The organism is Corynebacterium sp. HMSC08C04, assembly GCF_001807495.1.
GTDB classification, from domain to species: Bacteria; Actinomycetota; Actinomycetes; order Mycobacteriales; family Mycobacteriaceae; genus Corynebacterium; species Corynebacterium simulans.
Genome location: NZ_KV789203.1, coordinates 1 through 22272, shown reverse-complemented (window position 1 = coordinate 22272; position 22272 = coordinate 1). Strand labels below are relative to the sequence as shown.

Annotated in this window: 23 protein-coding genes; 12 read left to right on the top strand and 11 right to left on the bottom strand. The window is 57.2% G+C overall.

Annotated elements, in window-relative coordinates; genetic code table 11:
• Window positions 1-191 precede the first annotated feature (191 nt).
• Window positions 192-806 (bottom strand): resuscitation-promoting factor Rpf1 domain-containing protein, encoded by a 615-nt coding sequence (locus HMPREF3169_RS04820; RefSeq protein WP_061921133.1) that lies wholly within the window; start codon window positions 804-806, stop codon window positions 192-194.
• A gap of 373 nt (window positions 807-1179) precedes the next feature.
• On the opposite strand from HMPREF3169_RS04820, the gene HMPREF3169_RS04815 reads away from it, so the two are divergent.
• Window positions 1180-1560: a cold-shock protein gene (locus HMPREF3169_RS04815; protein ID WP_062041648.1), complete on the top strand. Its 381-nt coding sequence runs from the start codon at window positions 1180-1182 to the stop codon at window positions 1558-1560.
• Window positions 1561-1643: 83 nt separating this feature from the next.
• Here the strand turns inward: HMPREF3169_RS04815 and HMPREF3169_RS04810 are convergent, their stop codons facing one another.
• On the bottom strand, window positions 1644-2249 hold the full coding sequence (locus HMPREF3169_RS04810; RefSeq protein WP_062041645.1) for a DUF2771 domain-containing protein: 606 nt from the start codon (window positions 2247-2249) through the stop codon (window positions 1644-1646).
• 11 nt (window positions 2250-2260) lie between these two features.
• Window positions 2261-3100: a glutaminyl-peptide cyclotransferase gene (locus tag HMPREF3169_RS04805; protein WP_246815596.1), complete on the bottom strand. Its 840-nt coding sequence runs from the start codon at window positions 3098-3100 to the stop codon at window positions 2261-2263.
• Between the two features lie 38 nt (window positions 3101-3138).
• On the opposite strand from HMPREF3169_RS04805, the gene HMPREF3169_RS04800 reads away from it, so the two are divergent.
• The 3 genes from HMPREF3169_RS04800 (at window position 3139) to HMPREF3169_RS04790 (ending at window position 6108) form a co-directional block, all read left to right on the top strand.
• Window positions 3139-3789 (top strand): DUF3027 domain-containing protein, encoded by a 651-nt coding sequence (locus HMPREF3169_RS04800; RefSeq protein WP_070455850.1) that lies wholly within the window; start codon window positions 3139-3141, stop codon window positions 3787-3789.
• Between the two features lie 97 nt (window positions 3790-3886).
• Complete coding sequence (locus HMPREF3169_RS04795) at window positions 3887-5290, top strand: NCS2 family permease (protein ID WP_070455849.1); 1404 nt, start codon at window positions 3887-3889, stop codon at window positions 5288-5290.
• 5 nt (window positions 5291-5295) lie between these two features.
• Window positions 5296-6108, top strand: a complete 813-nt coding sequence (locus HMPREF3169_RS04790) for a TrmH family RNA methyltransferase (RefSeq protein WP_070432596.1) — start codon at window positions 5296-5298, stop codon at window positions 6106-6108.
• Here HMPREF3169_RS04790 and HMPREF3169_RS04785 read toward each other — a convergent pair.
• The 3 genes from HMPREF3169_RS04785 to serC all read right to left on the bottom strand — a co-directional run bounded on the left by HMPREF3169_RS04785 (window position 6069) and on the right by serC (window position 9554).
• The gene (locus HMPREF3169_RS04785; protein WP_070455848.1) at window positions 6069-6896 is read right to left on the bottom strand and encodes a DUF6928 family protein; all 828 of its coding nucleotides are present in this window, start codon (window positions 6894-6896) and stop codon (window positions 6069-6071) included. The two genes, HMPREF3169_RS04790 and HMPREF3169_RS04785, sit on opposite strands and share 40 nt — an antisense overlap.
• Window positions 6897-6944: 48 nt before the next feature.
• Window positions 6945-8213, bottom strand: a complete 1269-nt coding sequence (sepH, locus tag HMPREF3169_RS04780; protein WP_070455847.1) for a septation protein SepH — start codon at window positions 8211-8213, stop codon at window positions 6945-6947.
• 210 nt (window positions 8214-8423) lie between these two features.
• On the bottom strand, window positions 8424-9554 hold the full coding sequence (gene serC, locus HMPREF3169_RS04775) for a phosphoserine transaminase (protein ID WP_070455846.1): 1131 nt from the start codon (window positions 9552-9554) through the stop codon (window positions 8424-8426).
• Between the two features lie 154 nt (window positions 9555-9708).
• Here serC and HMPREF3169_RS04770 point away from each other — a divergent pair, with 154 nt between their 5' ends.
• The 6 genes from HMPREF3169_RS04770 (at window position 9709) to HMPREF3169_RS04745 (ending at window position 16033) form a co-directional block, all read left to right on the top strand.
• On the top strand, window positions 9709-11004 hold the full coding sequence (locus tag HMPREF3169_RS04770; protein WP_082778565.1) for a citrate synthase: 1296 nt from the start codon (window positions 9709-9711) through the stop codon (window positions 11002-11004).
• Between the two features lie 213 nt (window positions 11005-11217).
• Window positions 11218-11574: an FKBP-type peptidyl-prolyl cis-trans isomerase gene (locus HMPREF3169_RS04765; RefSeq protein WP_061921152.1), complete on the top strand. Its 357-nt coding sequence runs from the start codon at window positions 11218-11220 to the stop codon at window positions 11572-11574.
• Window positions 11575-11705: 131 nt separating this feature from the next.
• Window positions 11706-12548: an aldo/keto reductase gene (locus HMPREF3169_RS04760; protein ID WP_070432592.1), complete on the top strand. Its 843-nt coding sequence runs from the start codon at window positions 11706-11708 to the stop codon at window positions 12546-12548.
• A 334-nt stretch (window positions 12549-12882) separates the two neighbouring features.
• A complete protein-coding gene (locus tag HMPREF3169_RS04755) occupies window positions 12883-13227 on the top strand; it encodes a DUF485 domain-containing protein (protein WP_062035619.1) in 345 nt (114 codons plus the stop codon).
• A 3-nt stretch (window positions 13228-13230) separates the two neighbouring features.
• The gene (locus HMPREF3169_RS04750) at window positions 13231-14883 is read left to right on the top strand and encodes a solute symporter family protein (protein WP_062035618.1); all 1653 of its coding nucleotides are present in this window, start codon (window positions 13231-13233) and stop codon (window positions 14881-14883) included.
• Window positions 14884-14914: 31 nt separating this feature from the next.
• Complete coding sequence (locus tag HMPREF3169_RS04745) at window positions 14915-16033, top strand: hypothetical protein (protein ID WP_201040666.1); 1119 nt, start codon at window positions 14915-14917, stop codon at window positions 16031-16033.
• On the opposite strand, the gene HMPREF3169_RS04740 is transcribed toward HMPREF3169_RS04745, so the two are convergent.
• The 5 genes from HMPREF3169_RS04740 to HMPREF3169_RS04720 form a co-directional block, all read right to left on the bottom strand.
• The gene (locus HMPREF3169_RS04740) at window positions 16011-17012 is read right to left on the bottom strand and encodes a DUF1906 domain-containing protein (RefSeq protein ID WP_061921166.1); all 1002 of its coding nucleotides are present in this window, start codon (window positions 17010-17012) and stop codon (window positions 16011-16013) included. The genes HMPREF3169_RS04745 and HMPREF3169_RS04740 overlap by 23 nt on opposite strands.
• 113 nt (window positions 17013-17125) lie before the next feature.
• Window positions 17126-17434 carry an OsmC family protein gene (locus HMPREF3169_RS04735; RefSeq protein WP_141740989.1) on the bottom strand — a complete coding sequence of 103 codons (309 nt, stop codon included), beginning with the start codon at window positions 17432-17434 and terminating at the stop codon, window positions 17126-17128.
• Window positions 17435-17761: 327 nt separating this feature from the next.
• Complete coding sequence (locus HMPREF3169_RS04730; protein ID WP_061921169.1) at window positions 17762-18790, bottom strand: ABC transporter ATP-binding protein; 1029 nt, start codon at window positions 18788-18790, stop codon at window positions 17762-17764.
• A gap of 2 nt (window positions 18791-18792) precedes the next feature.
• Window positions 18793-20409, bottom strand: a complete 1617-nt coding sequence (locus HMPREF3169_RS04725) for an ABC transporter permease (RefSeq protein ID WP_371326191.1) — start codon at window positions 20407-20409, stop codon at window positions 18793-18795.
• Window positions 20410-20415: 6 nt separating this feature from the next.
• Window positions 20416-21447, bottom strand: a complete 1032-nt coding sequence (locus tag HMPREF3169_RS04720) for an ABC transporter substrate-binding protein (protein ID WP_070455845.1) — start codon at window positions 21445-21447, stop codon at window positions 20416-20418.
• Between the two features lie 347 nt (window positions 21448-21794).
• Between HMPREF3169_RS04720 and HMPREF3169_RS13575 the strand changes: the two genes are divergently transcribed.
• Window positions 21795-21980 carry a helix-turn-helix domain-containing protein gene (locus tag HMPREF3169_RS13575; protein ID WP_201040668.1) on the top strand — a complete coding sequence of 62 codons (186 nt, stop codon included), beginning with the start codon at window positions 21795-21797 and terminating at the stop codon, window positions 21978-21980.
• Entirely contained in the window at window positions 21968-22201 is a 234-nt protein-coding gene (locus HMPREF3169_RS04715) for a hypothetical protein (protein WP_061921174.1), read from the top strand. Before HMPREF3169_RS13575 ends, HMPREF3169_RS04715 begins: the two co-directional genes overlap by 13 nt.
• Window positions 22202-22272: the final 71 nt, after the last annotated feature.

Below are 22272 nucleotides of genomic sequence, written 5' to 3'. Positions count from 1 at the left end.
TTACTTAGAAGAAAAGCTTTTAGCCTAACGCAGGCCTAGCCCCACCGCGCGCCCTTCAGCGGCCGCCTTGTGGTGGGGCCATTTTTCGTACGCTAAGAAAGCCAAAAGCTCCCAGCCAGAAGGAACTGGAAAGTTCCACCTGCGGCTGGGAGCTTTAAACGCGAATCTGCGCAGCTTTAGTTTGAAAAGCCTTAGAGGTTTTCGATGAGCTGAGCGATCGGATCGATGAACTGGCGGTTCGCGGAGTAGAACGCGTCGAAGTTGTGGCGGTTTGCCTTGTACTGGTTTGCAAACTCAGCCGGGATAGCCAGGCCGTACTTAGCTGCGGTGTCCTCGACCATCTTGTAGAGAGCGTCAACAGCCAGCTCGTCGGAAGGCTGTGCAGCTGCCTGCTGAACTGGAGCCGGTGCTGGAGCCGGAGTCGGAGCGGCGTCACGCGGGGTTGGCGCGGAGTTCAGTCCCAAGGAAGCGGAGCAAGCGGGCCATGCGCCCCAGCCCTGGGAAGCCAGGATCTTTTCAGCGACAGCGATCTGCTGCTCGCGAGTTGCCTGGTTTGCGGTCGGTGCGTACTGACCGCCACCGAATGCGGACCAGGTCTGGCCGGAGAACTGCAGACCGCCGTAGTAGCCGTTGCCGGTGTTGATTGCCCAGTTTCCGCCGGACTCACACTGTGCGAGGCGGTCCCAGTCGGAATCCGGAGCAGCGGATGCGGTCGGTGCCATGATGGCTGCAGCGGCGCCGACGGCGACGGTGGAAGCTGCGAACTTGGTAGCGAACGAGTTGTTCTTAGCGGAGTGGCGTCCCATTAAAAGTATTCCTCTTCTCTAGATTTCTCGCGCCCACGTTGTGCTCAGTCCGGCAAAAGTAATTGCTTTAAAGTTGTCTTGCACAAATATCGGCCGCCACGGGGAAGCCCGGACTGCGTGTGGGGGCGAGACTTCCTCGCTGGCGGCCAAGTGCCTTCCTCAAACAGTAACGGTTTATAACGAAATAGTCACGTAGCTGACTCGGTATGGCGTCTTTCCTCTGAGAGCGCATCGCATTTACGCAGGTCGTGACGAAAATGTGAATTAGATCACCGATGTAACGTGTGTTGTTTATGTGACAGTAACTTTAATTGCTGTGTTATAGGAGTTAGAATAATTCTCTTTATTCCCGAGTAAGAAAGCGAGTAGGGGCGTGCCAATCGGCAAAGTTAAGTGGTTTGATGCTGACAAGGGCTACGGCTTTGTGAGCAACCCCGGCGATGAGGATGTCTACGTCGGCCGCAACGTGCTGCCCGAGGGCGTCGACGAGCTGGTCCAAGGCCAGCGGATCGACTTTGATTTCGCGGCAGGCCGCCGCGGTCCACAGGCACTGCGTGTCAAGGTCTTGGACAAGCCGCGCCGCCGTACTCCTTCCCGTAAGCCGGACGAGCTGTCGAGCATGCTCTCCGATGTAATGACGCTGCTGGAAACCCAGGTGCAGCCGGTGCTGGCGCAGGGGCGCTATCCAGAGCGCAAGACTGGCCGTCAGGTCGCTGAAATCCTGCGTGCCATCGCCAAGGATTTGGATAGCTAAAAATCAAGCAAAAGCGCGAGCCCAACTTCGTCTCCCCTTGTGGGAATCTAGAAGTTGGGCTCGCGCTTTTTTGCAGGCTGCGTTTATTTGGAAGCAGCCTTGCTCGGCTCGGTGGACTTATCAGGTGCAGCGGTCTTTGTGGCCTCGGCAAGCTCCTTGTCAGACATCGTTGAAAGGGACCACACGGTGCTAAACGGCGCCTCCTCGCCCTTGCCATCGGTGCCAATCATCAGCGAGGAAATCTCGACCACCATCAGGCGCGGACGCTTGCCTGTAGAAGCCTTGATGGGGTCAACAGAACCCGGAACGTCCACGGTAGAAGAATCGCCGGCGCCGTGAATCTGCTCGTCGTTAGCCGCCGGGTCATCGTAGATGGAAAGGATGCGCCACTCGTGGTTGGAGATCTCTTCTGGGATCTCTAGATGCAGGGTGTCATCCTTGCCCACGGTGAGGTTTGGAGCCTCGCCCTCAGGGCATTCGGTGCCCAGCTCGCAGACCATATAAGGTGCAACGTCGAGACTCTTCTCACCCACGCTGGCCTTGACGGTGATGTCCTGCGGCTCAGGACCTGGGCGGCTATTCCACCAATTCTGGAATAAGACCACGGAGACCACAATGACTGCCACGGCGATAATCAGCGCCAAAAGCTGCAGCAGCGACTTCTTCCTTGCTTCCTTACGGGTTGCCATGGCAAAGAATCCTACTCGAAGGTCACGCGATACAAATCAACCCACCGCTTACCAGTAATCCAGAATTCTTCCGTTCCTGGAATATGGGCGATGCCATTGAGCACATCGTTTTGGGTTTGCGGCCCAGATTTATTCAGTCCCGCAGCATCAATAACCGCGGTGACCTCGCCGCTTGTGGGATCAATGCGCAAAATATCCTCGCTCATCCACACATTCGCAAAGACCTGGCCGTCCACGCATTCCAACTCATTGATCTCTTCTACTGACTGGCCCTCCAGGGTAACGGGGGTCCGCGGTGCAGTTTCTTCGAAAGTTTGGGCATCAAGATGTCGCAGCTCGTTGCTTCCATCAGACATGATGAGCTCAGATTTATCCTCGCCCGCGGCACACAATCCCCAGCCCTCGCCCTCATAGCGAGCGCGGCCGGTCTCTTCGAAGGTCACGGGATCCCGCTTGATGGCCTCGCCCGCCTTCCACGTCAACTGCCAAATCGCATCCTGGGTTTGCGTGATGCCCTCACCGAACAAAGAAGGGGGCAGTGACACTTCCTGCTCGGGTGCCTTCGCGCCGGGTTGCAGGCGCAGTAACCGGGATTGCCCGTATAGTCCTGTTCCCACCAACAGCTTGCCCTCGGGATCAACTTCGAGGCCCTGGGTAAAAGAATCGGGGAGCATGGCAGTGTGCTCCTTGATGGAAACGGATAGATGCTCAACTTCGCGTGGCACGTTTGTTCCTTCTTGAGCCGGCGAATCGCCCTCTGAACTGCTGCAACCGGCAAGCAGGCCGATTGCGCTAAGCGCGCTTAAAACGGCGGTGGAAGTCAAAGTGAGAGAAGATTTAGAAGAACCCATGGAAGTCATTGTGCACGATGTCATGGATAATGTAGTGCGTGACTAAGCAGAATGAGCCAACGAACCCACTTCTTAACAAGACCGCCGTGCGCATCGCTTGCGCTGCAGTGGAAGAAGTAGGAGAGGGCGGCGTCGGCAAGCACCGCGGAGTCGCAGGGCTAGGCCGTAACGTCGCAACCCATCGCTTTGAAGCAGATATGCCAGGCTACCCAGGCTGGGAATGGCAAGCGGTTGTGGCCTGCGCGGAGGGCTCGCGTTTTATCACCGTTAACGAGGTAGCGCTGGTGCCGGGGCAACAGGCACTGCAAGCCCCGGAGTGGGTGCCGTATAACGAGCGCGTGCGTCCGGGAGATTTGGGCCCGGGCGATCTGATGCCGCCTGCGCCTTACGACGAACGCTTGGAAGACGGCAAGCTTTCCGCAAAAGGCTTAGACGAGGCGAAAAAGAGGTGGCGCACTGGCTCCTTTGGCCCTAATACCGAGATGGCCGCGCAAGCGCCGCTGCAGTGTAAGACCTGTGCTTTCTATTTGGAGCTGATGAATAATTTTGGTGTGTGCGCTAACGAATTTTCGGCCGATGGCCGTGTAGTGCACGCAAGATACGGATGCGGCGCGCATTCGGAGACAAAAATCCGGGAAGAAGGATCCGTGACCGAAACCGCTTTTGATGACGAAAAACCTATCTACTAGCGCTTTCGTGGTTTGCTTTCTGGAGTCGCAAATACTTTACTAAGGCCAGTAAAACTCAATCCTCCTGGCACTAGGTAAAGGGGCTGTCTCAAAAGCGATGAACGCTGCTCTCGATCGTTATTTCAAAATCTCTGAACGCGGTTCCACAATCGGAACTGAGGTTCGCGCCGGCGTGGTCTCGTTCTTCGCGATGGCCTACATCATTCTTCTCAACCCGCTCATCCTCGGCACCTCGCCCGATGCTGCGGGCCATACCTTGGGCATTCCGCAGGTCGCTGCAGCTACCGCGTTAATCGCCGGCATCATGACCATTGCCTTCGGCGCGATTGCGCGCTATCCATTCGCCATGGCGGCGGGCCTGGGTATGAATACCTTTGTTGCCGTCACCATGGTCTCCACCAAGGGCTTGGAGTGGAAAGACGCCATGGGACTGGTGGTACTCGAAGGCATCATCATTGTTTTGCTCGCCATCTCGGGCTTCCGTCAAGCGGTCTTCGATGCCATTCCGGCCTCGATGAAGGCTGCGATGGGCGTGGGCATCGGCATGTTCATCGCCATCATCGGCTTCGTTGATGGCGGTTTTGTAACGCGTGTCCCCGATGAAGCGCACACCACGGTTCCGGTGGGCCTTGGCATCAATGGCTCTATTTCCACCTGGCCGGCGTTCGTCTTCGTCCTAGGCCTTTTGCTTTGTTCCTTCATGGTTATCCGCAAGGTCCGCGGCAGCCTGTTCTTGGGCATCGTCATCACCACCGTCATCGCGATGATCCTCCAGGCCATCTTCGGCTCTGAGGACTGGGGCATGGCAACACCAGAGATTCCTGGTTCCTTCGGCGGCCTGCCGGATCTGTCCATCGTGGGCGAGGTCAGCCTCGTGGGTGCTTTAACCAAGCTCGGCGTCGTGGCCACCGTACTTCTTATCTTCACCCTGCTGCTGACGAACTTCTTCGACGCCATGGGCACCATGAATGGCTTGGGCAAGCAGGCGGGTCTGGTTGATGAGAATGACAACCTGCCAGACATGCGCACCGCACTGGTGGTAGAAGGCGCCGGCGCCATCGCCGGCGGTCTGGGCTCGGTTTCCTCCAACACCGTCTTTGCGGATTCCGCAGCCGGCATTGGCGACGGCGCGAAGACCGGCCTGGCCAACATCACTACGGGTGTCATCTTCCTGCTCGCGATGTTTTTGACTCCGCTCTATGAGATCGTTCCTATCGAAGCGGCCGCTCCGGTTTTGGTCATCGTCGGCGTAATGATGGCAAGCCAGCTCAAGGACATCGAATGGACCAAGATGGAAGTTGCCATCCCGGCCTTCCTCACCATCGTGGTCATGCCGTTTACCTACTCCATTGCAAACGGCATCGGCGTGGGCTTCATCGCCTTCGCCCTGATGTCTGCGTTTGCCGGTAAGGCAAAGCAGGTGCACTGGCTCATGTGGCTCATCGCCGCGCTCTTCGTGGTCTACTTCGGCATGGCTCCGCTGACCAACGCGCTAAGCTAGCGTGCATGCGTGAAGTAATTGCTGACCCTTTAGACCCTCGCCTTGATGACGTCCGTGACTTGAATAAGTCGGACAAGAAAGGCGAGGGTCTTGTCATTGCCGAAGGTCATCTGGTGGTCTCCCGCCTGGCTGACTCGCGTTTCCCGCTGCGCTGTGTCGTAGGTTTTGGCGCAAAGCTGGATGCCTACGTGGAAGAGTATGGGGATCCAGGTTGCCCGATGTACGAGGTCTCGCGAGAAACTCTCGCGGCCGTCGCCGGCTTTGATATGCACCGTGGGCTGGTGGCTGCCGCAGACCGCGCGCCAGAGCCGAGCTTGGATGAGATCTTGAAGACGGCAAGCACCGTGGTGGTGCTTGAGGGCGTGGGTGACCACGAAAATATCGGCGCCATCTTCCGCAACGCGGCGGGCATGGACGTTGACGCCGTGCTGTTGGGCTCGGGCGCAGCAGACCCGCTCTATCGTCGCTCGGTGCGCGTTTCCATGGGCCATGTGCTGCGTTTGCCTTTTGCCCATCTGGACGGCGGATACACCACGTGGCAGCGTTCTCTGCAGGCGCTTCGCGACGCCGACTTCCGCCTCGTTTCCTTGACCCCGCACCCAGAAGCCGTTCATCTCGCGGAGGCGCTCAGGGGTGCAACTAAGGCTGCTCTGCTCGTGGGCGCAGAAGGCCCCGGCCTTACCGAACATGCGATGAAGGCCACCGATGTGCGCGCACGCATACCGATGGCCCCAGGTACAGATTCGCTCAACGTGGCTACCTCAGCGGCCATCGCTTTCTATGAGCGCCAGCGCTCCCGAATTGACTTCGAGGTCTGACGCACGTAGCTGCTGATTAGCCCGCCGAGGCGTTTGGCGGTTTCGAGGATTTCCTCGCCAGTGGACTCTGGTTCTTGGTCGTGGGCCTCGTAATCGTCGTAGTCGTTGAAGCCGAGCTTGGACACGGAAGCAGAGGCGATGGCGCCGAGGCTGCGCTCCGGCTTCTTTGGCGCGACCTTGGGCTCGGGCCGTCCGTCGGTGGCATAACCCACGACGTCGAGGTCGGGGCCTTGGTCATTTACTTCCACGCCGAGCCAATAAGACTGCGCTGCTTCGGTGATGCCCTGTGGTTCGAAAGGCAGAGAGATACCGCCGACCGGTTCGTATTTTTCGCCGGCCCAGAACGGCGCCTCAAAGGGCTCTGGTAGGCCGGAGTCTTCCTGCAGGTTAAAGCGCGTACCGCACAGGCAGCGCTTGAGCTCACCGGCCGTCCAGTGCGCAAAACCGGCATAGCCGGTGCTTTCCTGCGAGACGAAGGCATAGATTTCGAGCGCGGGAACCGCCTTCAAGAGTTGCTCTGGAAGGCGCGAGAGCACCATGGATTCTTCCTCGATGACCGTCTGAACCACGGTAACGCCAGGGTATCCGCCGATGTAGTACTCGCTATCGCCAGCCTGGGCAGAGCGATTGAGAGGAAATTGCCCGATGGGGGTTACGGGCAGGTTGGGATTGAGTTGTGCCAAGAATTTCCGGCCAAAGCCGCGATCGGCCTTTGGCTCCTCCCGCAGCACAGCAGCGGGATCTTCGACAGTGACGTACCAGAGAGTGAGAACAGGTTTAGGGTTCACGGTAAAAACTCGCTTAATTACTTTTCTTGGCTGTCAATCCACTCGCGTTCACTCGCGCGGACGCTTGGTGTTAGAGCGCACTCCGAGCAGGACGTCTTCCCAGTGCGGGGTCGTAGCCCGGCGACGGCGGCTCTTTGGCTTTGGCTCCGGCGATGGGTTCTGCAGGAACTCTTCATCGGTGCTTTCTGCCTTCGACTTATCCGACGCAGATTCGGTAGCTGTGGAGGCCTTTGAACCAGAAGCCTGAGTTTCAGCGGCGCCAGCAGGGCGGGCCGCGCCGGTAGCGCCGGAGTCTGCATCGGCGGAGTCCGCTTCGACATCAGCAGGTTGCGGATCCGGTACGACCGTCGGTGCAGTGAAGTCGGTGATATTGGTGACTGCGCTCGGCGTCTCGCCGTCTATGGCTTTGTCATAGCGCTCGCCGCGGCCGACGGAAGTCAGGGAACGCACTGGTTGTACGAAGTCAGGGTCGGTGAGATCGGCGGCAACGGAGTTACGGGCCTCCACGGTAGCCGGTGAGGACATGGACTGCTTAAAGGTCCACTCCGCCTCGTTCTCAGAAAGGCCGGCCTTCCACGTGATGCGAAGGATCCACGGTTCGCCCTGATGGCGGTAAGCATCCCAGGTCGACTCCGAGAGGGAGTGGCCGCGTGCGGCAAAGGCCGTGGCGAGAATCTCCCAGAGAGTCAGCTTGGCCGGGCCGTCTTCGCGGATGGGGTGGGCCTGCTTGGCGACGTCGGCAATGCGGGCGCGCTCCAGCAGTACCGGGTGTGCGAAAGGCTCGATGCGGGATTCGGGGGCGCCAATTTCCTCGGCGATCTCTGCGGCAGATGCGCCAGCGCGGATGCGGGCCTGAATTTCCGCCGGGCGCAGGCTGATTGCGTGCGGGCGGGAGTCGCCGTGGTCACGCATGCCAGAGCGCGGCTGCGAAATAGGCGCCGGAGTGGTTGTGGTCAGCTGTGGCGCAGCGGGCGCAGTGGAGTCAGTGGACTCAGCCGCGGTGGATGCCTCGTCGTCATCCTTCTTTGCTTCCGCGTCGCGCTGTTCGTTTTCGTCAGCGGAGGTCGTGCTTGCAGCCGAGTCTGCGTCGCTGGATGCTACAGAATTCACAGAATCTGCAGTATCCGTAGAGTCATCTGCTTCCGCCGCGAACGGGAGCTTGGAGACCTTGCCCCATGCGTCATCCTCTGACTTAGGTGCGCCTAGAATCTCGCGGAGATCGTCGGTGACGGCCAGGAAAAACTCTTCGCCTTCTTCGGTTTCCATGACCAAAGAAGTAGTGGTTGAGTCGCTTTTTGCGAGGAAGAGCTCGCGCATTGAGGGGCGCTCCTTTTGCTTGTCGACGGATTCGGACAACGGATTTAGATACTGACAGTTTATTTAAAACCGCATCTAGGCATTGCGACTAGTGCAATCGATTCACACCCCAACGGGGCGCGTGTGATGAAATCCACTTTAACCCAGAAAAGCCCCGCGCCTTATGAAGAACGCAGGGCATGTTGGCTGGAAAAGCCCTGTCAGTTGCTCTTAGCGCCTATCCAGAAGGTAGTCGATTGCTTGCGTGAGCTTGGCGACGTCGTCTGGCTCAATCGCGGGGAACATACCAATTCGCAGTTGGTTGCGCCCCAGCTTGCGATAAGGCTCGACATCCACGATGCCGTTCGCCCGCAAGGCCTTGGCTAAGGCCGTAGCATCCACGGTCTCGTCAAAGTCGATGGTTGCCACGACTAACGAGCGGCCAGCGGGCTCGGCGACGAAAGGCTTGGCCTCTTTTCGCGATGCGGCCCAGTCATGAACAATGGTGGAGGAAGCGGTGGTGCGCGTAACCATACCGTCGAGCCCGCCGTTGTCGTTCATCCAGCGGACCTGATTTTCCAGCATCAGAAGAGTAGACACGGCTGGAGTGTTATAGGTCTGGTTCTTGCGCGAGTTATCCACGGCGGTCTGCAGGTTCAGGAAAGCCGGGATATAACGTTGTGCAGCATTAAGCTTTGCGATGCGTTCAATCGCAGCAGGGGAGACCGCCGCGAGCCAGAGCCCACCTTCGGATGCGAAGCACTTCTGCGGCGAGAAATAGTAGACGTCAGCCTCGGCCATCGTGACGGGCAATCCGCCAGCGCCCGACGTCGCATCGATGACAACGAGTTGCTCCGGATTATTCGGCTGTGGGCGCAGCACCTCAACCATCGCGCCCGTCGAGGTCTCATTGTGTGCCCACGCCACAACGTCAGCATCGCCGAAATCCACCGTGCGCGGGTCGGGAGCGGTGCCGGCGGGGAAGTCGTAAACGATGGGCGCTGTGAGCCACGGTGCACCAATACTTGCCTTGGCAAACTTCGAAGAGAACTCTCCGTAAGTCAAATGCGCGGACCTATTTTCGATGAGGCCGAACGTCGCGGCGTCCCAAAAAGCGGTGGCGCCGCCTGCCGAAAGAATAATCTCATAGCCGTCTGGAAGCTTGAATAGATCTCGCAATCCCTCGCGAATCGAACCCACCACGTTTTTCACGGCGAGCTGGCGATGAGAAGTGCCGATGATGGATTTAGCCCCCGCAGTAATTGCCTCAATTTGGGCGGGCCGTACCTTGGAAGGGCCGCATCCGAAGCGACCGTCGATGGGGAGAAGATCTGCAGGTAAAGTCGGTTCTGTGTGGAGCATGAGGCACAGTCTAACCTAATTTCGGTCATCCTATTGGTAAACGTTAAAAGTTTAGGATGTTGGCAGCGTCACAAATTTTGATAAAGTGTGAAGAGATTTAAAACGTAATGCCGGTTTGGAGCCGGTGTTTTAAGTGTTGAGAAAGGATCAACAAGTGGCTTCTGAAGACAACAAGGTTGTTCTCCACTACCCAGGTGGCGAGTACGAGATGGATATCAAGCAGTCCACCGAAGGTGACTCTGGCTTTGATATTGGCAAGCTTCGCAATGAGACTGGCCTCGTAACCTTTGACCCCGGCTACGCCGCTACCGGCTCCACCGAGTCCAAGATCACCTTCATTAACGGTGAGGAAGGCATCCTGCGCCACCGCGGCTACGACATCGCGGATCTGGCAAACAACGCCACCTTCAACGAGGTTTCCTACCTCCTCATCAAGGGCGAGCTGCCAAACCAGGAGCAGCTGAGCGCTTTTAACGATGAAATTCGCCACCACACCCTGCTGGATGAGGACTTCAAGGCGCAGTTCAACATCTTCCCGCGCAATGCGCACCCGATGGCGGTTCTGGCATCCTCCGTTAACATTCTCTCCACCTATTACCAGGATCAGCTCAACCCGTTGGATGAGGAGCAGCTGGACAAGGCAACCGTCCGCCTGCTGGCTAAGGTTCCGATGCTGGCTGCATACGCTTACCGCGCGTCCCAGGGCAAGCCTTACATGTACCCGGACAACAACCTGAACGCACGCGAGAACTTCCTGCGCATGATGTTCGGTTACCCAACCGAGGAGTACAACGTCGACCCAGTCGTCGCAAAGGCTCTGGACAAGCTGCTCATCCTGCACGCAGACCACGAGCAGAACTGCTCCACCTCTACCGTCCGCATGATCGGTTCCGCACAGGCAAACCTCTTCGTTGCTATCGCCGGCGGTATCAACGCTCTGTCCGGCCCGCTACACGGTGGCGCAAACCAGGCCGTTCTCGAGATGCTCGATGAAATCCAGAAGAACAACGGCGGCGACGCAACTGACTTCATGAACCGCGTGAAGAACAAGGAAAAGGGCGTCCGTCTGATGGGCTTCGGCCACCGCGTGTACAAGAACTACGACCCACGCGCAGCCATCGTCAAGGAGACCGCACACGAGATCCTCGAGCACTTGGGCGGCGACCCAATGCTGGATCTGGCAATGGAGCTCGAGAAGATCGCTCTGGAGGACGAGTACTTCGTTTCCCGCAAGCTGTACCCGAACGTCGACTTCTACACCGGCCTTATCTACCGCGCCATGGGCTTCCCAACGGACTTCTTCACCGTCCTGTTTGCCATCGGCCGCCTTCCGGGTTGGATCGCTCAGTACCGCGAGCAGCTGGAGCTGAACACCAAGATCAACCGTCCGCGTCAGATCTACACCGGCGAGACCTTGCGCACCGTTTCCCCGCGCGCTGAGCGTGCATAATAGGCCCTTTGAATTGCAAGGCTTTAGTCACGAAATGATGACAAAACAAGTCATTGCGTAGGCCAAATAAAGCCGAATCGCAGATGAACCCTTATACTGGGCACACTGCGATTCGGCTTTCGCCGTTCGTGCAGGCCTAGTTCTCGGCCTAAAAGCGAGACAACTAGGCGCCGAATCGATATCACAAACGTTTCCCAAGGAGGATTTTCCCCAATGGATAAGCCCGTAATTGAGGCTCATACTGAGCCGGCCCCGACTGAGCTAGTTATCGAGGACATCATCGTCGGCGACGGCGCAGAGGCACAGCCGGGTGGCTTTGTTGAGGTTCACTACGTGGGCGTCTCGTATGAGGACAACCAGGAATTTGACTCTTCCTGGGGTCGCGGACAGTCCATCGAGTTTCCGCTGACTGGCCTCATTGCAGGTTGGCAGGAAGGTATCCCGGGCATGAAGGTGGGCGGCCGTCGCAAGCTCATCATCCCTCCGGAGAAGGCATACGGCCCAGCTGGCGGAGCGCATCCACTTGCTGGACGCACCTTGGTCTTCGTTATCGACCTGCTGCGTGCGTAAATAACGTTTCTTTTTTGGCTCCACCTTTTGCCCCCGTATTGCTAGGGCAGAAGGTGGAGTTTCTTTTTTGCGGGCGCAAGAACTTGAATTTTTCGGCGTCACGCGTGGCGAAACTCGTGCACAATGGAACCATGAGTGTCCCATTTATCTCTTTTAATGATGATCGCGAGATGCCACAGCTTGGTCTGGGCACCTACAAGATGACGGGTCAGGAATGTATCACGGCGGTGCGTGAAGCCATCGAGCTCGGCTACCGCCATTTCGATACTGCAACCTTGTATGAGAACGAGGCAGAGCTAGGCCAGGCCCTAAATGATGCGATGCGCGCCGGTGACGTCACCCGTGATGAACTCTTCATCACCTCCAAGGTCTGGCATGATAGCCACGGGGCGAAGGGGGTAGACGCAGCATTTACTGAATCGCTGAAGAAGCTGCAGCTGGACTACCTAGACCTCTACCTGATCCACTGGCCGTGGCCACAGGCTGGACTCTATGTGGAGACCTTTGAGGAGATGGCTCGTCTGCAGGGCATGGGACAGATCGCTTCCATCGGCGTGGCTAACTTCTACGAGGAAACGCTGCAGGAGATCATCGCGCGAACGGGTATCGTTCCAGTGTTGAACCAGGTGGAGCTGCATCCGGGATTTACCCAGCCGGAGTTGCAAGAATTCCATGATGAACATGGCATTGTTACAGAGGCATGGTCGCCGCTGGCGAGGGGAGAGGTCCTTAACAATGCGGAGATCAAGAATGTGGCGCAGCGCCTTGAGGCAACCCCGGGACAGGTAGCAATCGCCTATCTTCTAGCCAAGGGGATTTCCGTAATCCCGAAATCCACCAAGCGTGAGCGCCTAGAGGAGAACTTGGCGGCCGCGCAGCTGGAGCTTAGCCACGACGACATTGCGGCAATCGACGCCCTCGATAACGGCGCGGCTGGGCGCTTGTACAAGGACCCGCGTGAGTTTCCGGGCTAAACGCTAAAGGCGGCCCGGAAAACGGCCTAGAGGCGGCAGGGAACGGCATTGTTCTCTGCCGCCTTTTCTTGACATATGGCCTTTCGCAATGTTTGCAAACTCGAGCGTTGAAAGATATGGGGGTACTTTCCACGCTTTAAAAAGTGCAGTAAGCAATGGGGTTAGGGGGTAGCTAAGGCTTGCTAATCAAAAATCGATTGGCAAGCTTTACAACCTCGCAATGTGAATTGGGTAACTTACTCGTAAGGCGAAACGTGATTCATCACACTATCTCTATCTCGTGTGGTTCATTAATCACTTTCGTGTGGAATCTTGAGAACCCAAGGAGAGCGACATGACTAGCGCACCTACCTCGATGCTCGAGCGCCGCGAACCGACAGCGCAGGACTTCATCGAGATGCGCGATAGCCCGCAGTTTAAGCAGTTACGCGGTGCATATCGTAACTTCACTTTCCCGATGACCATTGCCTTCTTCCTGTGGTACGTCATCTACGTGTTGGCTGCCGTCTTTGCGCCTGGATTCATGGGCACCGAAATTGGCGGTGGGTGGAACGTGGGGCTCGTATTCGGGCTCGCCCAATTTGTCACCACGTTCGCGATTACGTGGATCTACGTCAAGTACGCCAACAAGAAAATTGAGCCGCGTTCAGCAGCTATTCGTGAGGCATTGGAGGGATAGATTATGCTGACTTTCAACCTAGCTGCTGAGGCGGCGCAAGAAGGCTCCGGAAACCCGGTGCTCAACATCGCCGTTTTTGGTGCGTTTCTTGTCATCACCATGTGGGTGGTTTTAAGGGCAGGAAAGACCACGAAGAAGGCCTCGGACTTCTACACCGGCGGTGGCACCTTCTCTGGCCGCCAGAATGGCTTGGCCATTTCCGGCGACTACCTTTCTGCCGCGTCCTTCCTCGGTATCGTCGGCGCGGTCGCTCTCAACGGATATGACGGATTCTTGTATTCTGTCGGCTTCTTCGTGGCCTGGCTGGTGGCACTCATGCTGGTCGCCGAGCCGATGCGTAACGTCGGTCGCTTCACCATGGCGGACGTATTGTCTTTCCGCTTGAAGCAGCGTCCAGTGCGCGTGGCGGCGTCCATCTCTACGCTTTTTGTCTCGCTTTTCTACCTGATTGCGCAGATGGCCGGCGCAGGCTCCCTGGTGTCGGTGCTTTTGGATATCCATGACTTCACCTGGCAGGCGGTCGTGGTTGGCATCGTGGGTGTTTTGATGATCGTCTACGTTCTGGTGGGCGGTATGAAGGGCACTACTTATGTGCAGATGATCAAGGCAGTCCTCTTGGTCACCGGCGTCGTGGCGATGTGCATTATGACCTTCATTGCGGTGAAGGGCGGCTTTAGCACCTTGTTCTCCGACGCCGTCGATATGCATGCGGGCTCGGATTACCTCCAGGAGAAGGGCTACGAAGCTTCTCAAATCATGGAACCAGGCTTAAAGTATGGAAAGACTTTGACCACCAAGCTGGACTTCGTTTCCCTCGGTATCGCTCTGGTGCTCGGCGTTGGCGGCCTGCCGCACGTGCTCATGCGCTTCTACACGGTTCCGACTGCAACTGAGGCGCGCCGTTCCGTGACCTGGGCCATCGTCATCATCGGCGCTTTCTACCTGATGACCCTCATCCTGGGCTACGGTGCCGCGGCACTCGTAGGCCCGGACCGCATCCTGGCCGCGCCGGGCGGGGCCAATGCCGCAGCTCCGCTTCTGGCGCTAGAACTCGGCGGCTCGGTATTCATGGCTGTCATCTCGGCGGTTGCATTCGCCACGGTGCTGGCAGTAGTTGCAGGTCTGGCGATTACCGCGTCTGCATCCATCGCGCACGATATCTACCACGCGGTTATCCGTAAGGGAGAGTCCACCGAGTCGGAGCAGGTCCGTGTCTCGCAGGTTACGGTCGTAGTCCTCGGCATCGCCGCCATCATCCTGGGCATTCTGGCCATGACTCAAAACGTCGCGTTCTTGGTCTCTCTCGCCTTCGCCGTCGCGGCTTCTGCAAACCTTCCGACTATCCTGTACTCGCTTTACTGGCGTCGCTTCAACACGGCCGGTGCGGTGGCGTCCATGTACACCGGCGTCATCTCCTGCCTGCTGCTCATCTTCTTCTCCCCGGCAGTATCCGGTTCTGAGACCTCGATGTTCCCGAACGCGGATTGGGCGCTGTTCCCACTGTCGAATCCGGGCCTGGTTTCCATTCCGCTGGCATTCATCGCAGGCTGGTTGGTTTCCATCCTGACCCCGCCGGATGACTTTGAGGATCTGTCCGCAGAGATGGAGGTACGGTCTCTGACCGGCGTTGGCGTGGAGGCCCCAGTCAACCACTAAACCTGGCAGAGTACTGAGTATTATCTAATGCGTGCTCGATTCTTTGTCTAAAACGAAGGCGGTGCCGATGAAGGTCGGTACCGCCCTCGCCGCGTTTTCACTCGCCGGCGGCCTGTTGTGCGCATGTACACCGTCGCAGCAGCACGATAGTAAGGCCGCCTCGGCGTCGGCAAGCAATGCGTCTGCGTCCGACCTTCGGCATGAGCTGGGGGAGCCTGCGCTTTCCGACGTCCCCGATGACGTCAGTCAGTTCCTCGAGGGTAATAAAGACCAGCAGCTGAGCTACTACCGCATCGGCGATGGAATGCGTATGGCAACGGCAAATGAGCATGAGCCGCGCCCAGCATTGAGCCTTATCAAGCTGTATATCGCAACCTACGTGCTCGAAAAGGGAAGCTTTGAGGATAAATACGAAGCCTTAGACATGATCGCCAGCTCCTCAGATACAAGCGCAGAAGAACTCTTTGAGAAGTACCCGAATTCCATTGACTCCGTGGCAAAGGAATATGGATTGCAGGCCACGAAGGCCGGTGAGCAATGGGGAACCTCGGTGACCTCCATGTATGACGTGGTGCGCTTCGTGGTGCAGCTGAAGGAAGATAACCCCACCCACCCGGTCCTGGTGGCGATGGCCCACGCCGATCCCATCTCGGAAGACGGATACGAGCAGGACTACGGCACGGCGAAACTGCAAAATGTAGTGGGCACCAAGTGGGGCTGGTCAAATGACAAGACTCTGCACTCTTCGGTTTCCTTTGGCAAGAACTTCGTTGTTGCAGCTACCACCTATGGTAGCGCCGATGATCTCACGGACTTTGTGAAAGACGAGGTAACGGGCAGTAACCTGCGTAAGGGTACTGATCGCTACCAAAAGGCGCTCAACGGTGAGAGCGTTGCTCCTGTAAGTCCTTCGAAGTCTTCTGCGCCTGCCTCCAAGACGACCATCACCGTGACCTCGACTCTGCCGAAGTCTGAGAAGAAGGGCTCTGATAAGGGCCAGAGTAAAGACGGTGGCAAGGCCAAGCGCGGGGATAAGAGCAAGGAGCCTACCGACGCCGGCAAGAAGAGCGACAAGAAAAAGAAGGACAAAAAGAAAGAGCCGACCTCGTCGGCTCAATCTGAAAGCGCTACTTCAAAGCGTTCTGAATAGTAGAAGCTAGGTCGATGGCTCCCTTGATTTGATCCTGGGAGACGGAAGAGCCGCCGTAGGAGATGCCGTTCTGGTTTACTCGCGGCAGGCGCATGCCTGGCACCGCGTGCTCTACCTGGGAGCTAAGCGCACCCATCGCATCAGAAGACTGCGGGGAGATACCCGGGATGTTGCCCGGCTGTGCCGGTGCGGCCGGCTTCGGTGCGGAAGGCTTGGCTGGCGCAGCAGGGGCCTTCGGGGCCTTCTGACCCGGCATCCATTGGCCCCAGTCGCGGGCGTAGACCTCGTTGATGTCCACGGTCACGCCGTCGATGGTGCGCTGCATGTTGCCCGGCAGCTGGTGAATCGTGGTGCGTGGGTGGATCTTGCCGTTCGAACCCCAATCGTGCATCCAGAAGAAGGAGCCGATTCCATCGCGCACGCACCACTCGATCGTGTTGTAGTTGCCGTATACGCCGGTCTGGTAGCCCGCTGCCGAAAGCAGGCGGCTAAAGGCCTGTAGGTAAGGCTTGATCTGTTGGTCGTACTGGGCGCGGGTCGGGTTATCGTCAATCGCGATGTAAATCGGGCGATTGGTCGGTCCGCCTGCTGCCCTGTGCAGGGCAATAGCCTGCGGGGCGTGGATGGCTGCACCTGCGGCACCTTGCTTCCAATCGGCGGTTTCGGCACGGCCAAACTGGTAGATGGAGGCCGTCGCCAAGCCCTGCGCGGCGTTAGCCTTGGTTTCCTGCAAGGTGACGGGCTTGCCGGTCATCCAGGATTCGGCGCCGGGGCGACGCTTGGAAACATAACGGATGGCGCCGAGATGGCCCGCGCGCTTGATGCCTGCGGCGGAAGGAACACCGACGGCGAAGTCGATGATGGTGCCGCGCACCGGTCCAAGCGCCGCTGCATTCGGAACGGCAGAACCGATGGCGCCTGCGGTCAGGGCGAGAGCGCTGACCTTTAAGAGGCCGCGACGGGAGAAAGATGGTGACATGTTGAGCTCCTGCAGTAATCACATTTGTCACAGTAGTTAACAATTGCACCATAGCAGGAGGTCTTGGGGCATTCCCGGAGTGCAACCGCATGTCGCGCTTTTACTTCGGGAAACTATTTTGAGTCGTTCCTAAACGTCACTTGCGTGGAGTTCTCAACCGTGCGCGATACCGTGCAGTCCTTCTCATGAGAGATGCGAATCAGGTTGTCCACGAGCTTGCGCGCTTGGTTGCCCTCGGGGGTATCCGGGAACGATAGATCGAAGCCCACGCGAACCTCCGACTGGCGCGATGCCCCGTCCTCATTTACGCGGTCGCCTTCCATGTGCACATCAAAAGATTTCGGCTCCGCGCGCTGGGACGTTACGACGTCTACCTCCACTGCGGCAGACCCCGCAACGGCCGCCAAAAGGTGTCCCTCCAACGATAACTAGCCGTTCCCGGCGGACGAGCGAGATGCTGGCGTCATCCGGATTGATGGCGCGGTATACCGAAATTTCCACGCCGTTAAGGTCAATGCAGGATTGCTTAGTGCTCTCACTTATGGCTTAGAGTTCAAGCGGGTTCAGACTATATACGACACTGCCTTCTGAGAGCATGGTGATGAAGATGGGTGTGATAACCAGCGTTCCGTGTCGGCTGTGATCGGTATTAGCCTAAAATTTTATGCTTAAGACGGCGGGTGTAACCGCTGCAAAACGGCGGCACCGTGCCATCGCTGAGCTGGTCATGGTTCTTGCGGGGTGGTGATCTAAAAAACCAAGGGCGGCGCGAAGCGGATGCGCACCGTTTGTCCCATCGCTGGCTTATCGTCCGCGGTGGTGCGGAATGTGGTTCCCGATCCATGGGTGGCGGTAACGGAGTAGTGGCCGGCTTCGTAAATGGCAGAGTCAACTACTGCTGGAACCGTGGCACCTGGATGGTTTTCCTCCACGATTGTTGCGTGGTGCGGTAGGATGGCGGCCTTAGTGCCTTCGCCCCGCACGGAGACTTCACTCAATGGCCAAGAAATGCCAAGGGTTGGGCACTCGACGCGGCCTCCTGAGATAGCGGCCTGGACTATTGTGGCATCCGCAATAAATCCCGCGACCAGCGGGCTTCCGGGACTTTCCAGCAGCTGTTGTGGGGTAGCAATCTGCTGGATTTCGCCGCCATCTAGAACCACGACTCTATCTGCGATTGCCAGCGCCTCGGCGCGATCGTGGGTGACGTGCACCGTGGTTAAGCGCTGCTTTTGCGTCAGGGTTACCAGCTCGCGGCGCAAATTATCGCGCAATGGTTCATCGAGGGCTGAAAGAGCTTCATCCAGTAATAAAACCGTGGGATTAGCAACGATCGCCCGGGCCAGCGCAACGCGCTGGCGCTGCCCACCAGAAAGGCTGTCCGGAGTACGGTTCTCGAATCCTGGCAGGCCCACGAGAGCTAAAGTCTCAGAAATGCGCTCTTCGCGCTCGGGCTTTGCTACTTTCGCCTGGCGCAACGGGTAGCCAACATTGTCTTTAACAGACATGTGCGGCCAGATCGCGTGCTGTTGGAAGACCATGCCGATGCTGCGTTTCTCGGGAGGAATAGCAGTCATCTTCCGGCCATCTATGTAAAGCTCACCTGACGATGGAGAAATAAAACCAGCGATGGTGCGTAAGAGCGTGGTTTTACCGGAGCCTGACGGGCCAACGAGTGCAATGAGTTCCCCAGGTTCGATGGAGAGGTTGATATCGCGCAAGCCGGTGGTTCCGTCCGGAAAAGTGACCGTGAGGTGGGAAGCTGCAATTTTCGCCATTATTAAGTCCTTACCTTGGGAGCACGGATAGTCAGTGCGACGGCAATGATGCCAAGTAGCGCAAAGAGCAGGGCGAGTGCCGATGCCTGGTTATAATTTCCTGCCTGTTGCAGGTTGAAGACTTGGACACCCAGTGTTGTCGTTCCGGGTGCGACGAGGAGTACGGAAATAGTAAGTTCTCGAATCGCGGTCACCGCTACGAGCACCGCACCGGATATCGCCGCTGGAATGGTCATCGCGCCGGTGGTAGTAAATAGCGCCTTAAGCGGCGTGGCGCCGGAAATGCGCGCTGCTTCTTCCACGGTGACCGGGGTGCTTATTAGCGGGGCACGCACGGCCTGGACAACGAGTGCGGTAAAAGCACAGACGTAGGCGATAAGGATTATCCAAATGGTGTTATACAGCCCAGTATAGCGCCCGGCAATCAGCCAGGCGACACCGATGATAAGCCCAGGCAGCGCGCTCGGTAGCAGTGCAGAAAGGGTTAAAAGCGTATTTCCTCGAGCCTGAGTCCGGGTCACTAGAATTCCGATGACCCAACCAAGAACCCCGCAGATTATCGCGGCGGTTATTGACAGAAATGCGGAATTACTGAGTCCGTCGATGACGCGCGGGTTGGATAAAGCGCTGCTAAAGTTCGCCAGCGAGATGGTTTCTAAGGTAAATGGAACCCCAGGAGCTGGCAGCAATGCGCGGTAGGCCAAACCGAGAATTGGGCCAATGGAAATGGCGAGCCCGCACACCCACATGATGATCGTGACCGGCCAGCGCGCCGAATGCAGTGCGAAACGCGCCGGACTTCCGGAGTCATGTGTAGAAGACGAGTTTTTCAGGGAGGTGAGATAGTCCATGATTACTGTGCCGATTCCCAAAAATAAGAGGACAACGCCGATGGTCGATACCACTTGTAAGGGGTTGGATACGGTGCCGGAATCAATGAACCGGTAAATCATCGTCGCGAGCGTTTCGAACCGAGCCGGCGATCCGATAATAGCGGGAATGCCGAAATCAGCCAGATTAGCAATTGCTGTGAGAGTGAACGCGGACAATAGTGCGGGGCGCAGGAGTGGAAGGGTGACCGTGCGCAGAACTGTCACCACGGAAGCCCCAGATACTCGGGCGGCTAGCTCAAAATCGGGGGAGATGGAGCGCAAGCTTGAAGAAATGATGACATATGCCGTGGGAAAAGAATGGATAGTCATCAGCGCAATGACCCCGTCTGCGCCGTAGATATTCCATATTTCGAACTCAAAAAGCTTATTCAAGCCCTGATTCGGGCCGAAGAGTTGAATCCAGGCGATCGCTCCGATAAATGGCGGAACCAAGAGAGGCGAAAGCAAGAATAGGCGCAGTACCGAAGAGCCGTAGATATCTGTGCGGTCTAGCGCGATGGCAATAACGGTGCCGATGATGACGGCAGCGAGAGCTGAAAGCGCCGTGGTAAATAGCGAATTCCATGTGGCGATGCCGAGCCCTTGCTCTAGCAAGATGGGAATTTGGTTTCCGCCCAGTGCAAGGGAGACAACAAGGGTCAAAGGCGCGATGAACAGGCCAATGGCAATCAGCCACACGCCAACGCGTAGCGCGGATACGGAGGGATTTTTCAACAAGTGGGCCACCAAGAACTAGGAAGACACTGCCTTTTGGAATACCTCGACGGCGGCGTCTTTATCCTTGGTGATTTTCCCCAAGTCCTGGTCCATGAGCTCAATGTCTGTGAGTTCAGGGGTGCCTGCTGGGGTTCCCACGTCCTCACGCACCGGGAGGTACGACTGCTCGACGGCGATTTCTTGTGCCTTCTTTGAAAGCAGGAAGTTGATGTATTTCTGGGCTGCTTCCTGTTCCTGGGAGTCTTTGAATACGCCCGCAGGCTCAGAAATATATGGTGATCCTTCGATGGGGTAGGCGAGGGCAATTGGGGACCCCTTATCCGCCAGGTCGCGGACTAAGTAATCGACGACCACGCCCACGGGCTTGGAACCGGAGGCGATTTCTTGGGAGGTAGGGCCATTGGAGTCTGCGATCATCGGGGCATTCTTGCCCAGATCTTCGATCCACGCTTCTCCGAGGTCTGAATTATTCTTCCACGCTGAGGCGTTGAATGCCGCTGCACCGGAGACCGCTGGGTTAGGTAAGACGAGTTTGTCTTTGTACTTCGGATCGGTGAGATCCGCCCAGGAGGTCGGGGCATCGTCTTCTGCGATCTCGTCGGTGTTATAAGCAATTATCGTAGGGATTATGCGCGTGCCGACATAAAAATTCTTGTCGTCCTTGGCCTCGTCGATGATGTCATCGGAATCGACATCGGCAAGCTCGATGAGGTCACCATCCTCAGCGTAATTTTCAAAGGTAGGTCCATCGGCTGCCCAGAAAACATCCGCTTCAATGTCGCCAGATTGCTTCTCTGAAGAGATGCGGGCGTTCAAATCACCGGTGCCAGCGCGGTATACATTGACCTCGATATCGGGGTATTCCTCGTTGAAGGCCGCATTGATCTCATCGACCTTTTCCTCTGGTTCGGAGGTATAGACGGTTATTGAGGTTGAGTCGCTGGTCGCCTGTGAATCTTCTTGGTTGGACGCAGGCTCACCGCACGAAGTAAGAAGGACGGTTGAAGCAAGGGCTATGGCAGAGAGAGAAGTGTGCTTCGACTTCATCGTGGGAGTTCCTCCAGAGAGAATAGTGATCAGGAACATCAATCTAACTGCACTGAAGTTAAGACAACTTGGGATCGATGTAAACGTGCAGTAAATTTTTAGCACCCTTGATCGGGTGCTTGGAGGGTGAGGTGGTTAAGTCGCCCTTTCAAGACTGCATTAAACGGTATCCGCTTCTTTGATCCCACCAACGCGAGCGATTATGGCGGATGGCTCGGCGCGTTATCGTCATATTCGGCCGTGGCTGGAGACCACGGTGAGGCGTACACCGGTGGCCGTTATTGAGAGCGCCTAGAGATATCGGTGCAGATGCTGGCAGACCCGCTGGAATACTAGCTTTGTGCAGTGTGCTAGGCGCTTTCCGATGGCCACATTCATCCAGCGTTTTCCATGGCGGGGTTACGCGCCAAACAATCAATCTGCTTGAAAACGGCCGGTATAACCCGACCCTCAAGTTTTGCCTTGCGATCTGTCACAGGTTGGATAGCTCGCTCGACCAACTATTTTGGGAGGAACAGAATTGCCAATCCTAAACAAGATCTCTGACGAACGTTTACTCGCAAAGAATCTGCGCAATATCAGAATTGCGTTTGTCATCCAGACCCTAGGCATTATTGTCGTGTTGGTCAACGAATGGATAAAGAACGGTTCGCGGGCGATGTTCGCCGAGCCTTTACACCTCGTTTTGCTGGTTAGCCTCACCGTTTATGTGGCGCTCACGATTCCTATAGCGCGCGAGAATGAGGAACAGTAGGAGCCGGGGTGGCCCGAAAGCGGGCGTACTGCTGAAACCCATTACGTTGTTAGCAGTTCCACCCCAGGGCG